The sequence below is a fragment of the Agrococcus beijingensis genome, assembly GCF_030758955.1.
GTDB lineage: Bacteria > Actinomycetota > Actinomycetes > Actinomycetales > Microbacteriaceae > Agrococcus > Agrococcus beijingensis.
In genome coordinates this window covers 2,111,955-2,123,071 of sequence record NZ_CP132360.1, presented here as the reverse complement: position 1 = coordinate 2,123,071, position 11,117 = coordinate 2,111,955, and the positions used below count along the sequence as shown (strand labels likewise).

Here is an 11,117-nt window from a genome sequence, read left to right as displayed (position 1 = left end):
GAGTCGCAGCGGGACCTCGGCCCGGGACGGGCCTCGGCGCTGGCGCGACGAGGAGGCCCGAAAGGGCCTCCACTCTAGAGTCGCGAAGCGCACTCCTCCGCGAAGGCGCCGAAGCCGCGCTCGACGATGCCCAGCAGGGTGGGGTCGGTGGTGAGGTGCCGACGCCAGTCGGCCACTGCATCCGCCCCGCGCAGCGCTGACAGCGTCGGGGAGGCCAGCGAGTCCCACAGCCGCATGACGCGGTCGTCGGCCTCGAGGTGGAACTGCATGCCCACCGCCGAGCCGTAGCGGAACGCGTCGTTGTCGATGTCGGCGCTGCGCGCCAGCAGCGTCGCGCCGGGCGGCAGCGAGACGACGTCGGAGTTCCAGCGCATCGCCCCGACCCGGCCGACGTGGTCGCCCAGCCACGGGTCGGGCACGATCACGTCGATGTCGATGATGCCTGCTGAGTCGACCGCGCCCTCGCGGTGCTCCCCGCCCAGCGCCCGGCCGATGATCTGGTGGCCGAGGCAGAGCCCGAGCACCGGGATCTCGGCGTCGATCGCCCGCAGCGCCAGATCGGCGGTCAGCTGCAGCGACGGGAACGCCTCGACGTCAGCAGCGCTCATCTGGCCGCCCGTGATCACCACACCGGCGATCTCGTCGAGCGACGGGAGCTCGGTCGGGAAGACGGCCTCGCGCGTCGGCAGATGCGACAGCAGCGTGGTGGCGTGGCCGCCCGTCTCGTACTCGATGTGCTTGATGAACAGGACGGAACGCGCCAAGTCTGGGCCCTTCTCTCTCGTCGCTAGCCTAGGTGTATGACGGTCTTCGCGATGGCTTCCGACGGCGTACGCATCGGCATCCACGAGCTGGGCGATCCCGGGGGCCAGCCGGTGCTGATGATCCATGGCTTCTCGTCGAACGCGCAGCGCAACTGGATCGACAGCCACTGGAGCGAGTCGCTGGCCGAGCGGGGCCTGCGGGGCATCGCCATGGACCTCCGCGGACACGGCGACAGCGACCGGCCGTCGACCGGCTACGACGTGCCGCGGTTCCTCGACGACGTCGACGCCGTGCTGGTGCAGCTCGGCCTCGACGAGCCGCCCGGCGCCATCGGGTACTCGATGGGTGCGCGGCTGCTCTGGCGTCACGCGGGCACGCGGCCGAACGCATTCCGAGCGCTCGTGCTGGGTGGGCTGCCGGCGGGCGACCCCTTCCAGCGCTTCGACGTCGACCTCGCGCACCGCGCACTGCAGGGCGACGCCGAGCCCGGCCCGATGGAGTCGTTCATCGTCGATCTGGCCGGCATCTTCCCCGAGCACGACCCGGCGACGCTCGTGACGCTCGCGGGCGAGGTCTCGCACACGCTGTTCGACCCGTCGGTGGCGCCGCCGCAGATGCCCACGCTGCTCATGACCGGCGACAAGGATCGCCGTGCCGACGACACACGCGAGCTCCTGCCGATGCTGCCCGACGGCCGCTTCGAGGAGATCCCCGGGCGCAACCACGTGAACGCGCCGACCTCCGGGCACTTCCGGCGCACCGCATCCGCCTTCCTCGCCGAGCAGCTCGGCTGAACGGGTCAGCGACTCGGCGTCGGGGCGACGCAGGGCCGAGACGATGCAGGGCCGAGACGATGCAGGGCCGATCGGGTTCTCCCGACCGGCCCCAGTCCCTTGCACCATGTGAGGCTCGAAGCCCCCCGCCGACCGCCACAGCACTACGGTCGACGTACGAAGAACGTATAACGGATCGGTAACGAGCGGACCCTGCAGACCCTGAGAATCGCCTGTGGCTGCCGGTCTCAGAAGCGGTCGGGGCTCGGGCCGGTGGCCGTCGCCAGCACCGTCACGTCGGCGTGCCGGTCGAAGCGGTAGCCCGCGCCGCGCACCGTGCGGATGATCTCGGCGTAGGCGCCCAGCTTCGAGCGCAGCCGGCGCACGTGCACGTCGATGGTGCGCTCGTTCGGGCGGTCGGCGGCGTCGGCGTCCCAGAGCGCGTCGATGATGGCGCAGCGGTCGACGGTCGAGCCCTCGCGCAGCACGATGTGCTGCAGCAGCTCGAACTCGCGGTAGGTGAGCGGGGCGATGTCGTCGCCGATCGCGACGCGCTTGCGCGTCAGGTCGATGACGATGCCGGGCTCGGTCTCGACCGCGGGCTGCTGCACTGCCGGGTCGCCGAGCGCGCGGCGCACCACGTCGACGTCGCGACCGCCGGCGCCCGAGGGGGCGAGCGCCACCGCGGCGTGGGTCTGGGCGCTGGGGGCGAGCCGCGAGGTGAGCGCGCGCAGCTCGCCGACGAGGCGGGCCAGCTCGATGTGGTCGGCGGCGGCGGCGTCCTCGCCGAGCCCGACGTAGAGCACGAAGCCGCGGGCCTCGGTGCCATCGGGCACGGGGCGGATGCGCGGGGCCGGCTCGGGCGCCGTCGCCCGCTTCGGTGCGACCGCGGAGCTGCCGCTGGTGACCGGCGCCTCGAACGAGGGGCGGCGGGTGGAGAGCGAGGGGCGGAGAGCGGTGATGGTCATGGGGTGGCCTTTCGGCGGTGCGATCGACGGCCGCCCGAGAAGGGGCGATGAGTGGCCGTCGACCTGATGAGTCGAGGTGTCGTGTGCGAACCGCGTTGGTTCGGTGGACCGCTCCGTGGGGATGCCCACAGGGCTGCTCAAGCCGGAGTGCGACGCCGAAGCGTCAGCGACTCCTCAGGGGAGCGGTCGGACGGTGCGAGCTGCGCTCAAGCACACATTCGAAGCATGTCGACCATCGGCATCATCATGCCGTTCGTCCCATCGGCCGTGAAGACGGTCGGGAGGGCAGAGGTGGTCGTCATGTCTGCCAGTATCGCCGCTGATGCCGTGCGGTGTCAAACGACGCAGTCGGCGAATGTGACGGATTGTGACAGCGCGGCGGCCTCAGTCGCCGACGGTGCCATACAGCCGGTCGCCCGCGTCGCCGAGCCCGGGCACGATGAAGCCGTGCTCGTTCAGGCCCTCGTCGAGCGCGCCCAGCACGATCGTCACGTCGTGGCCGGCCATGTCGCGCTCGACCCGCTCGAGGCCCTCGGGCGTGCCCAGCAGGCAGATGGCGGTGACGTCGACGGCCCCGCGCGCGAAGAGGAACTGCATCGCGGCCGAGAGCGAGCCGCCGGTGGCGAGCATCGGGTCGAGCACGAAGCACTGGCGATCGGAGAGGTCGTCGGGCAGCCGCTCGGCGTAGGTGTAGGGCTCGAGGGTCTCCTCGTTGCGCGCCATGCCGAGGAAGCCGACCTCGGCCGTCGGCACCAGTGCCGTCATGCCCTCGAGCATGCCCAGGCCCGCCCGCAGGATCGGCACCACCAGCGGTCGCGGCTCGGCGATCTCGACGCCGGTGGTCACCGTCACCGGCGTGGTGATCTCCTTCGGCGTGACGCGCACGTTGCGCGTGCCCTCGTAGGCGAGCAGCGTCATCAGCTCGCCCACCAGCGAGCGGAAGGTGGGCGACGGGGTGCGCTCGTCGCGCAGCACGGTCAGCTTGTGCGTGATGAGCGGATGATCGGCGACGTGGACTCGCATAGGGTTCAGGCTAGTGGGCGCAGAGCGGCTCTGCCGCCCCGGCCGGGAGGGCGGATGCTGGCTGCGGCACGCGACGAGGCGCTCATGCGCCTCGCGCTCGACGAGGCGGCGGCGGCCCTCGACTCTGCCGACGTGCCCGTCGGCGCGGTCGTGGTGGACGCATCCGGCACCGTCATCGGGCGGGGCCGCAACGAGCGCGAGCTGCGACACGATCCGACGGCGCACGCGGAGGTCGTCGCGCTGCGCGAGGCCGCGGCGGCGCTGGGATCGTGGCGGCTCGACGGATGCGCGCTGGTCGTCACGCTCGAGCCCTGCGTCATGTGCGCGGGCGCGATCCTCGCCAGCCGGGTCGAGCGCGTGGTGTTCGGCGCCTGGGACGACAAGGCGGGCGCGGCGGGCTCGGTGGTCGACCTGCTGCGGGAGCGTCGGCTGCCGCACCGCGTCGAGGTGGTGTCGGGCGTGCTCGCCGCCGAGGCCGAGGCGCAGCTGCGGGCCTTCTTCGCCGCCCGCCGCTGATCCGCGGCGGCTGACCGCCGGCCGCCGAGCGGCAGTCAGGACGCGAGGCGCCGGGGGGTCCTTCGGCTCCAGGCTGTCGACCGAGTCGCCGGCCTCCTGCCGCTGCTCCTCGACGATGCGCTGCTCGAAGGCGTGCGGGCGGTAGATCTCGTCGATCACGCCCATCCCGCCGAGCCGACGCGCCCTGCGGGACGACTCGCTGCGCCAGATGCGAGGGCCCAGCGCGACGACCGACGCGGCCGTGCCGAGGATGGCGACGAGGGCGACGACCTCGAGCCAGCCCATCGGGCTAGTTCCAGAACACCGCGATCAGCAGGTTGAGCACTGCCAGCCCGCCGGCGATGTGGAAGAAGGGCTTGAGGCGAGGCTCGGTCACCTCGACGTTGCCGACCGTCACGGCGCCGCCCGCGGTGAGGCGCGCCTTCTCGGCGTGCACGGCGCGGTGCCGCAGGAACCCGATGAGCGAGGCGACGAACACGACGATCGCGATGAGGCTCTTGATGCCGAGCTTCATGTGGTTGGCGTCGCCGTCGGCGATGGCCAGGCCGTAGAGCGCGATGCCCGACACCAGCTGGATCGAGGCGCCCGTCAGCAGCATCGTGAAGTTGAAGCCCGACTTCGCGCGCATCTGCAGGAAGAAGGTGCCGATCAGCAGCGAAGCGCCGATCAGGTGGGCCGCGACGAGGAGCGAGTGCAGGAAGTCCATGTAGACAGTCTACACAGCCAGGGCTCGTGGCTCAGTTGCCGGACTGGATGACGATGTGGTCGGTCGACGGCGCGATCTCGGGCTGCTCGAGGTAGAGGTCGGGCTCGATGTAGATGACCCGCGCGTGCGGCACCTCGTTGCGCAGCTGCGATTCGAGCTCGTTGATCGTGGTCGCGATGTGGTGGATGTCGGCGTGCGGCGGGAAGGCCACCTTCGCCGCCACCATCAGCTCGTCGGGGCCGAGGTACAGCGTCTTCATGTGGATGACCGACTCGACGCCCTTGTTGGCGTTCAGCACGGCGGCGATCCTCGTCGAGTCCTCGCGGGTCGCGCCCTCGCCGATCAGCAGCGACTTCATCTCGACCGCCAGGATCGCGGCGACGGCGATCAGCAGCACGCCGATGCAGAGCGTGCCGATCGCGTCGAAGAGCGGGTTGCCGGTCAGCGCGGTGAGGCCCACGGCGATGAAGGCGAGCACCAGGCCGACGAGCGCCGCCAGGTCTTCGAGCAGGATGACGGGCAGCTCGGGGCTCTTCGACTTGCGGATGAACGCCCACCATCCGGCGTTGCCGCGCACCTGGTTGGCCTCCTTGATGGCGGTGCGGAACGAGAAGCTCTCGAGCACGATCGCGATGCTCAGCACGACCAGGGGCAGCCAGATGATCTCGAGCTCGTGCGGCTCCTGGATCTTGGCGATGCCCTCCGAGATCGAGAACAGGCCGCCGACCGAGAAGAGCACGAGCGCAACGATGAATGCCCAGACGTAGCGCTCGCGCCCGTAGCCGAAGGGGTGGTCGGGCGTCGCCTGCTTCTTGGCGAGCCTGCCGCCGAGCAGCAGCAGCAGCAGCTGATTGCCGGCGTCGGCGACCGAGTGGATCGCCTCGGCGAGCATCGATGCCGAGCCCGAGAAGAACCAGGCGATGAACTTCGTGACGGCGATGCCGGAGTTCGCCAGGAATGCCGCGACGACTGCCTTCGTACCGTGGGATGCGCTCACGGGCGGGAGTCTACGCGCGCCGTGCGAAGGCCAGCCGACTACCCTGGCCGGATGCCTGAACTCCTTCCTCCCATCGCCATGCTCGGCGTCGGCTCCATGGGCGGCGCGATCCTCACGGGGCTCGCTCGCCAGGGCGCAGAGCGCATCGTCGTCACCAATCGCAGCGTCGAGAAGGCGGCCGCGATCGACCTCGAGGGCGTCGAGTCGATCGCCCTGGCCGAGGAGCCGGGCGGCAACGCACGCGCCGTCGCGGGCGCGAAGCTGGTGGTGCTGGGCGTGAAGCCCGCCGGCATCGTCGAGCTCGCGCAGCAGATCGCCCCGCATCTCGAGGCGGATGCGGTGGTCGTCTCGATCGCCGCGGGCACGACGACGGCGTCCATCGAGGCCGCACTGCCCGCATCCGTCGCCGTCGTGCGGGCGATGCCGAACACCCCGTCGCACGTCGGCCTGGGCGTCACCGGGGTCGCCGGCGGCAGCCGCGCCTCGGAGGCCGACGTGGCGCTGGTGGCGCGCATGTTCGAGGCGGTGGGCGAGGTGCTGGTGCTCGACGAGTCGCAGATCGACGCGCTCTCGACCGTCTCGGGCTCGGGCCCGGCCTACGTGTTCCTGCTCATCGAGGAGCTCACGAAGACGGCAGAGCGGATGGGCTTCACGGCATCGCAGGCGGCCACGATGGTGCAGGGCACGTTCCGGGGCGCGAGCGAGCTGCTCGCCGCCGACGGCTCGGAGCCCGCCGAGCTGCGGCGCCGGGTCACGAGCCCCAAGGGCACGACCGAGCGCGCGGTGGCGGTGCTGCAGGAGGCGCAGCTCGGCGAGGTCTTCGACCGCGCGACCGCTGCCGCGCTCGCCCGCGCTCGCGAGCTCGCCGCGGGCTGACGCCGGAATCGCAGGCGCTCAGCGCCAGCCGTGCCGCGCGTCTCGGCCGAGCCGTAGGCTCAGGTGCCCGAGCAGCTCCCACAGCGCGTGCGGATCGCCGTCGGCCAGGGTGGGCACCGGCATGCCGGCGCGATTGAGGCGCTGCAGCCACCGCGCCACGGGGGCGACGCCGGTGAGCCACGCGCGCTCGCCTGCCGGGCCGAGCCGCAGCATCACCTGCAGCTGCTGCTCCCGGCCGGCGGGGACGAGGAGCACGCCGTGCACCTCGTACCAGGGCACCAGCTGCCCGCCCTGGTTGCGCAGGCCGGCCCGATCGATGACGAGCGCGCGCCGGTGGTGGATGAGCCCGTGCAGCGCCGCCCCGCCGCCCGCGACGCCGAAGAACAGCACCGCGACGGCGCCCATGATGACGGTGAAGAGGCTGTCGCGACGACTCGAGCCGAACGGCAGGTCTGAGAGCGGGCCGACGATCATCGCGACGCCGGCGACCGTGAACGCCGCGCACCCGAGCAGCACCCACACCCACGGACGCGCGCGGCCGCGGAGCACCAGGGTCTCGCCGCCCTCGACGCGCCAGGCCCGCGGGTCGCCGGCTCCGACGCCGTCCATGTCAGAGCGCCTGCCCGTCGACGTACTGCCAGCCGTGGTCGCGGCGGAAGCGGCTGAGCTCCCGCATCGAGCCGCGCGCACCGTCGGCGACCCAGTGCGCCTCGAACGACACGGTGCCCTCACGGTCGAAGGGGCCGCCTGCGGTGGCGCCGAGCACATCGAGGCGAAGCCAGCGGATGCCCGGGTCGAGCTCGAGGGATCGGGGCCGTGTCGTGGGGTGCCAGGAGGCGAGCAGCCAGTCGACCTCGCCGCTGGCGAAGGCGGTGAAGCGCGAGCGCATCAGCGCCTCGGCCGTGGCCGCCTCGCGCTCGCCGCGATGGATGGGCGCGCAGCACTCGCCGTAGGTGAGGCCCGTGCCGCAGGGGCAGCGCTTCGCGTCGTCGAGCGTCACGCGGTGAGACCGGCGAAGCGCTCGATGTCGTCCTGGTTGCCCGAGACGATGATCAGGTCGTGGTTCGACACGACGGTCTCGGGCGTCGCGTACGTGAAGCTGCCGCCCGGGCTCTTCACGCCGACGACCGTCAGGTGGTACTTCGAGCGCACCTTCGACTCGGCGAGCGTGATGCCGCGGATGTGCTTCGGCGGGTACATCTTCACGATCGCGAACCGGTCGTCGAACTGGATGTAGTCGAGCATCCGGCCCGACACCAGGTGGGCGACGCGCTCGCCGGCCTCGGCCTCGGGGTAGATGACGTGGTTGGCGCCGATGCGGCTGAGGATCTTGCCGTGCGACTGGCTGATCGCCTTCGCCCAGATCTGCGGGATGCCGAGGTCGACGAGGTTGGCGACGATCAGCACCGAGGCCTCGATCGACGAGCCGACGGCGCAGACGGCGATCGCGAAGTCCTGCGCGCCCACCTGCTTGAGCGCGTCGATCGAGCGGGCGTCGGCCTGCACGGTGTGCGTGAGGCGCTCCGACCACTTCTGCACGAGGTTGATGTCGCCGTCGATGGCGAGCACCTCGCGGTCGAGGCGGGCGAGCTGCCCGGCAGTCGCTGCGCCGAAGCGGCCCAGGCCGATCACGAGCACCGGAGCGTCGTGGGGGATCCTGTCAACCAACGATCGGCCTCTCCTCGGGGCGCGTGAACAGCTGCGTCGTCTGGCTCGCTGCCAGCGCCGCGGCGAGCGTCACACTACCAATGCGCCCGACGAACATCGTCAGCGCCAGGATGATCTTGGCGGAGTCCTCGAGGCCGGCGTGCGTGAAGCCGGTGGAGAGCCCGACGGTGGCGAACGCGCTGATGACGTCGAAGAGCACGAACGACAGCGGGGCGCCGGTGATCTCGAGCAGCATGATCGTGACGAGCGCCACGATCGTGGCGCTCCACAGGGTCACCGACACGGCGAGGCGCAGCACGTCGGAGGGGATCCGGCGCCCGAACGCCTCCATCGACTTGCGACCGCGCGCCTCCGCGAACGCGGCGAGGAACAGGATCGCGAGGGTCGTCACCTTGATGCCGCCCGCCGTCGACGCGGAGCCGCCGCCGACGAACATCAGCATGTCGGTCACGAGCAGGCTGGAGTTGTGGAGCAGGCCCAGGTCGTTCACGGCGAAGCCGCCCGAGCGCGCCATCGACGACAGGAAGAACGCGTGCAGCACCTGCTGCCCGAAGTCGTCGGTGCCCCATGAATCCGGGTTGCCCCACTCGAGCACCAGGAAGACGAGGCCGCCGGCGAGGAACAGCATCAGCGAGACCGAGATGGTCAGCTTGACGTGCAGCGACCAGTTGCGCGGCCGGCCCAGGTGGCGCAGCAGCACGAAGTACACGGGGAAGCCCAGCGAGCCGATGAAGACGCCCAGCATCAGCACGATGAGGAACCACGGATCGGTGGCGTAGGGCTCCAGCCCGTCGACCGTCGGGACGAAGCCCGAGTTGGTGAACGCCATGATCGCCCAGTACGTCGACTCGTAGAGGGCCTCGAGCGGGTTGCGGCCCTCCAGCAGGATGCGCGGGTACAGCAGCACCACGAGCGCGGCCTCGAAGATGAGCACGGACAGCGCGACGGTGCGCAGCAGGGCCCCGACCTCGCCGAGCCGGATCGCCTGCGCCTCCTTCACGACGCCGCGGCGCACGCGCGAGGGGTTCGAGTCGCTCGCGGCCATCAGCCGCTGGCGCAGGCCGAGGCGGCGCGAGACGGTCATGCCGAGGATCGACGCGAGCGTCAGCACGCCGATGCCGCCCACCTCGACGCCGATCATGACGACGGCGTTGCCGAACGGGCTCCAGTGCGTGGCCATGTCGACGACCGTCAACCCCGTGACGCAGACGACGCTCACCGCCTGGAAGAAGGCGTCGACCGGACCGGTCGCCTCGCCGCTCGCGGTCGCCCAGGGGGTTGCCAGCAGCACCGCGAACAGGATGTTCAGGCTCGCGAAGACGACGATCGCGAAGCGGGCCGGGTAGGCGCCGGCGAAGTGGTCGACGGCGTCGCGCCATCGCCCGAAGAGCGTCGTCTCGCTCGACGTCCGCTGCTCCGCCACGTGCTGTGCCCTTCGCGGGATCGATGCGCCGCAGAGCGGCGTAGAACGGAGCCAGCGTAGTCCCGTCGGCCGGGAGGGTCGTCGACCGGGAGTTTGTCGCGCCGTGCCGTGCGCTGGCATGCTTTCGACATGGCCGACATCTTCACCGTCATCGCGGACAACACGCGACGCGACATCCTCAGCGTGCTGCTGGATCGTCGTGCCTCGACGGGGGAGGCGAGCGTCAGCCAGATCGTCGAGGCACTCGGCGTGCCGCAGCCCACCGTCTCGAAGCATCTCCGCACGCTGCGCGACGCGGGGCTGGTGACCGTGCGGGAAGACGGGCAGCACCGCTTCTACGCGATCGTGCTGTCGCCGTTCGACCAGATCGACGACTGGCTGATGCCGTTCATCTTCGCCGACGGCGACCAGGACGAGTCGTCGCTCGGCGCCGCCGCGTTCGCCGCTTGGGCGGGAGTCAACGTGCAGGCGCCGCTGCGCGCGGCCGCCGATCAGGCGCGCCAGGCCGCCGAGCAGGCACGCATCGCCACCGAGCAGGCGCTCGCGCGCGTCTCGGAGACCGTCGAGCACCCGGCGCCGGTCGGCGCGTCGCTGGGCCGGCGCGCGGCGAACCGCGTGCACGACGTGCAGGAGCGCGTGCAGGAGGCCCGGGACCGCATCCACGAGGTGCAGGAGCGGCTGCAGGACATCTCGTCGCGGACCGCGACCCGGCTCGACGGCGCGAAGGGCAAGCTGCGCAAGCGCGACGACGACGACGAGCGCCCCGCGCGCGACGACGACGACGCCCAGCTCGACTGACCGCCGCCTCGGCGAAGCCGCGAGCGGAGCGTTGCCGCGATCCGGTAAGATGTCGAGAGCGTTTTCCCTGCGCGAACCTCGAGGTCGTGCAGCGTCAGCGAGCAATCCCTACCGGAAGTGAGGAACCTCTATGGGTTCTGTGGTCAAGAAGCGCCGCAAGCGCATGGCGAAGAAGAAGCACCGCAAGCTGCTTCGCAAGACCCGCCACCAGCGTCGCAACCGCAAGTAATCGGTTGCAGCAGAGGCCGGAGCCCGCGATGCGGGTCTCCGGCCTCTGCCCGTTCCTGCCGCCGCCTAGGCTGATCGCATGGTCGAGATCACGCTCATCACGAAGCCCGGGTGCCACCTCTGCGACGACGCCCGGCCGATCGTCGAGCGAGTCGTCGCCGGCTTCGACGGCGTCACGCTCGAGGAGCGCTCGATCCTCGACGACGCGAGGCTGGCCGAGCTCTACAGCGACGACATCCCGGTCGTGCTGATCGACGGTCGCCAGCACAGCGCGTGGCGGGTCGACCCCGCGAAGCTCGCCGACCGCATCCGGGCGCGGCTCGCCGCCAGCTGAGCGTCCGCGTCCTCGATCCGGACGCGAGTGCTCAAGGGGCGG

General features: G+C 71.2%; 15 protein-coding genes. 6 read left to right on the top strand and 9 right to left on the bottom strand.

What is annotated here, in order from left to right; genetic code table 11:
* Positions 1–74: 74 nt before the first annotated feature.
* Positions 75–764: a type 1 glutamine amidotransferase gene (locus Q9250_RS10330; RefSeq protein ID WP_306231824.1), complete on the bottom strand. Its 690-nt coding sequence runs from the start codon at positions 762–764 to the stop codon at positions 75–77.
* Between the two features lie 36 nt (positions 765–800).
* Between Q9250_RS10330 and Q9250_RS10325 the strand changes: the two genes are divergently transcribed.
* Complete coding sequence (locus Q9250_RS10325; RefSeq protein WP_306231823.1) at positions 801–1,559, top strand: alpha/beta fold hydrolase; 759 nt, start codon at positions 801–803, stop codon at positions 1,557–1,559.
* Positions 1,560–1,786: 227 nt separating this feature from the next.
* On the opposite strand, the gene Q9250_RS10320 is transcribed toward Q9250_RS10325, so the two are convergent.
* A complete protein-coding gene (locus Q9250_RS10320; RefSeq protein WP_306231822.1) occupies positions 1,787–2,506 on the bottom strand; it encodes a winged helix-turn-helix domain-containing protein in 720 nt (239 codons plus the stop codon).
* A gap of 384 nt (positions 2,507–2,890) precedes the next feature.
* Positions 2,891–3,529, bottom strand: coding sequence for a uracil phosphoribosyltransferase (gene upp, locus Q9250_RS10315; RefSeq protein WP_306231821.1), 639 nt, complete (start codon positions 3,527–3,529; stop codon positions 2,891–2,893).
* Positions 3,530–3,583: 54 nt separating this feature from the next.
* Between upp and tadA the strand changes: the two genes are divergently transcribed.
* Complete coding sequence (tadA, locus tag Q9250_RS10310; RefSeq protein WP_306231820.1) at positions 3,584–4,045, top strand: tRNA adenosine(34) deaminase TadA; 462 nt, start codon at positions 3,584–3,586, stop codon at positions 4,043–4,045.
* A 289-nt stretch (positions 4,046–4,334) separates the two neighbouring features.
* Here tadA and Q9250_RS10305 read toward each other — a convergent pair whose 3' ends face one another.
* Both Q9250_RS10305 and Q9250_RS10300 read right to left on the bottom strand, forming a co-directional pair.
* On the bottom strand, positions 4,335–4,751 hold the full coding sequence (locus Q9250_RS10305) for a hypothetical protein (RefSeq protein ID WP_306231819.1): 417 nt from the start codon (positions 4,749–4,751) through the stop codon (positions 4,335–4,337).
* A 31-nt stretch (positions 4,752–4,782) separates the two neighbouring features.
* A complete protein-coding gene (locus Q9250_RS10300) occupies positions 4,783–5,748 on the bottom strand; it encodes a cation diffusion facilitator family transporter (RefSeq protein WP_306231818.1) in 966 nt (321 codons plus the stop codon).
* 51 nt (positions 5,749–5,799) lie between these two features.
* Here Q9250_RS10300 and proC point away from each other — a divergent pair, with 51 nt between their 5' ends.
* The gene (gene proC / locus Q9250_RS10295; RefSeq protein WP_306231817.1) at positions 5,800–6,624 is read left to right on the top strand and encodes a pyrroline-5-carboxylate reductase; all 825 of its coding nucleotides are present in this window, start codon (positions 5,800–5,802) and stop codon (positions 6,622–6,624) included.
* An 18-nt stretch (positions 6,625–6,642) separates the two neighbouring features.
* Here the strand turns inward: proC and Q9250_RS10290 are convergent, their stop codons facing one another.
* From Q9250_RS10290 to Q9250_RS10275, 4 genes are read right to left on the bottom strand one after another with little or no spacing between them, the layout of a single operon-like run.
* Entirely contained in the window at positions 6,643–7,233 is a 591-nt protein-coding gene (locus Q9250_RS10290) for a hypothetical protein (RefSeq protein WP_306231816.1), read from the bottom strand.
* Between the two features lies 1 nt (position 7,234).
* Entirely contained in the window at positions 7,235–7,624 is a 390-nt protein-coding gene (locus Q9250_RS10285) for a YchJ family protein (RefSeq protein ID WP_306231815.1), read from the bottom strand.
* The gene (locus Q9250_RS10280) at positions 7,621–8,292 is read right to left on the bottom strand and encodes a potassium channel family protein (protein WP_306231814.1); all 672 of its coding nucleotides are present in this window, start codon (positions 8,290–8,292) and stop codon (positions 7,621–7,623) included. Before Q9250_RS10280 ends, Q9250_RS10285 begins: the two co-directional genes overlap by 4 nt.
* Positions 8,285–9,715 (bottom strand): TrkH family potassium uptake protein, encoded by a 1,431-nt coding sequence (locus Q9250_RS10275; protein ID WP_306231813.1) that lies wholly within the window; start codon positions 9,713–9,715, stop codon positions 8,285–8,287. Before Q9250_RS10275 ends, Q9250_RS10280 begins: the two co-directional genes overlap by 8 nt.
* Positions 9,716–9,844: 129 nt before the next feature.
* Between Q9250_RS10275 and Q9250_RS10270 the strand changes: the two genes are divergently transcribed.
* The 3 genes from Q9250_RS10270 to Q9250_RS10260 all read left to right on the top strand — a co-directional run bounded on the left by Q9250_RS10270 (position 9,845) and on the right by Q9250_RS10260 (position 11,075).
* The gene (locus Q9250_RS10270) at positions 9,845–10,513 is read left to right on the top strand and encodes a metalloregulator ArsR/SmtB family transcription factor (protein WP_306231812.1); all 669 of its coding nucleotides are present in this window, start codon (positions 9,845–9,847) and stop codon (positions 10,511–10,513) included.
* A 130-nt stretch (positions 10,514–10,643) separates the two neighbouring features.
* On the top strand, positions 10,644–10,742 hold the full coding sequence (locus Q9250_RS10265; protein WP_021011861.1) for a 30S ribosomal protein bS22: 99 nt from the start codon (positions 10,644–10,646) through the stop codon (positions 10,740–10,742).
* Positions 10,743–10,820: 78 nt separating this feature from the next.
* Complete coding sequence (locus tag Q9250_RS10260) at positions 10,821–11,075, top strand: glutaredoxin family protein (protein ID WP_306231811.1); 255 nt, start codon at positions 10,821–10,823, stop codon at positions 11,073–11,075.
* Positions 11,076–11,117: the final 42 nt, after the last annotated feature.